Source organism: Candidatus Aegiribacteria sp. (assembly GCA_021108435.1).
Classification (GTDB): Bacteria; Fermentibacterota; Fermentibacteria; order Fermentibacterales; family JCC-6; genus Aegiribacteria.
Map to the genome: position 1 here is coordinate 1 of JAIOQY010000001.1, position 2102 is coordinate 2102.

General features: G+C 45.9%; 2 protein-coding genes and 1 tRNA gene. All 3 read left to right on the top strand.

All coding sequences use genetic code 11. From position 1 onward, the window contains the following. The first annotated feature begins 154 nt into the window (after window positions 1–154). Window positions 155–961: a TIGR02757 family protein gene (locus tag K8R76_00005; GenBank protein ID MCD4846554.1), complete on the top strand. Its 807-nt coding sequence runs from the start codon at window positions 155–157 to the stop codon at window positions 959–961. A gap of 63 nt (window positions 962–1024) precedes the next feature. After that, window positions 1025–1100, top strand: a tRNA-Phe gene (locus tag K8R76_00010). Window positions 1101–1597: 497 nt separating this feature from the next. Next, window positions 1598–2102: glycosyltransferase (locus tag K8R76_00015; protein MCD4846555.1), on the top strand; the 505-nt coding region annotated here is incomplete at its 3' end.

The window sequence follows — 2102 nt, forward strand, 5'->3', positions numbered from 1 at the left end:
TCGGTATCTGGGTTATCATGCTCGGTTTCGGAGCCACTTTCGGTTTCACCGTCATGGGTCGTATCAGCCTTCTGATCGGCAGAATTCAGTACCTGCTTGGAGACTGGCTGCATATCATTGAATAACAGCATAATGGGGACACGCAACTCTATGCGTGTCCCCGCTTAAGGAATCAATTAAGACTCTGAAAGATACTCTCGACCGCCTCTACCTCCGCCTTAACAGAAGAGAATTTGTACACCCAGATCCTCTTGAATATCTCTATCGCTATGAAGATCTTTATGACAGAGAAATAGCGGGTCTTGTAGCATCGGGACTGGCATACGGAAGAGTTTCGCAGATACTGAACGCTGCCGGTTCCGTACTTGATGAACTTGGAGATTCACCATCCCGGTTTCTTGGTGAGACATCTCTCGAAACGCTTCAGAGTCTTTTCTGTGATTTCAGATACCGCTTTACGCAGGGGTTGGAAGTTGCATGTATCCTGAAGGCAGCTTCAGATCTGCAGATCGAATATAGAAGTCTGGGTAATCTGCTGACTCATGCCGTTTCATCAAAGGGATACATCGAAGCTCTGGAATTGATGATTGTAGCGATTATGAGAAAGGCCGGTTTGAGTACTTCGAGCATGTTGTCCATGCCTTCGAAGGGAAGCGCCTGTAAAAGACTGAATCTCTGGATGCGGTGGATGGTGCGCAGCGATGATGTAGATCCCGGAGGATGGGAAGGTATTGAATCATCCATGCTGTACGTTCCGCTTGACACGCATATGTTCAGAGTAGCAAAACTCCTTGGATTCACTTCAAGACGGGCGGCTGACTGGAGGGCGGTGGAGGAAGCTACGGAAGGTTTCAGAACCCTGTGCCCTGATGATCCCGTGAAATATGATTTTTCCCTGACACGTTTCGGGATAAGGGATGACCTTGATATGAATGGTCTTTTGAAAGGACTGGAATTCTGAGGTTTTTCCGGAGTTTGAAAGCTTGACCTTTTGAATCCGTTTTCGTAAATTGGCTCTTCCGGTGCCGGGGTAGCTCAGTTGGTAGAGCAACGGACTGAAAATCCGTGTGTCGACAGTTCAATTCTGTCCCCCGGCACCATTTCAGTGCCACCCACTGTTAAAAACGACATGGGAACCGGGATATTCGGTTCTTTATTCAGTCGGAGATACTGTTTCCTTCTCCAGCATTTTTTCAATCTTTCTTACACGATGTGCCATATTGTTCATCTGAAATTCGATTGAGCTTAGTATCCAGAACTGAAAATGTTCCACTTTGGTCTGTGTATGAACCATCCATATCACTTTCAGTGAAACCAGGAGAATCGCTATCTCTATGGATAACAGAGCTGGAAAGCCAAACAGATCGAAATGAAAAATATGCCTTGCAAGATCAAAAAGAAACAGGAGAGCGACGATCTTACGAATTCTTTGACGTTTTCCTTCTCTTTTCTGAAGAGCTCGAGTTCTTCGTTCAGCAGATCTTCTCTTGACAATTTGAACCCCATTCGACGGTTAACTTCTCTTTCTGTGCGACTGCACTTAGATTTACGTCAGAATTATCTGTAGTCAATATGGTTCCAACAAAGAAATAATACAATGATAATTGTTCAGGTTATCAACAGCCTTGAAACAGGGGGAGCTGAAAGGCTCGCTCTGAGTCTGCATCGAGGATACCTTACTCGCGGAGAGAGAAGTGTTCTTATTTCCCTGGCCGGAAGTGAACACGGGTGGACAGGGACAGGTATTTTTTCTCTCGGACTTTCTTCTCCTTACGATCCAAGGGCACTGTTACGACTCGCTGGAATGCCGCAGGAAACTTATTTTGAGCATGCTGACATAATTCATTCACACCTGTTTCCATCGCAGATGATTGCCAGTCTTGTACGGGATGGAATACCTCTGAATGGACGATTGATTACAACTGAGCACAGTACTTCAAACCGAAGACGCGGAACAATTGCCGGACGACTTACTGACAGGTTGTTCTATCCATTGTACGATATCGTTATTTGCGTCAGCGATGGGGCAGCAGCGGAGCTTAAGAGCTGGATTCCGGACGTATCCGATCGTCTTGAAGTGATATCAAACGGAATAGATCTTT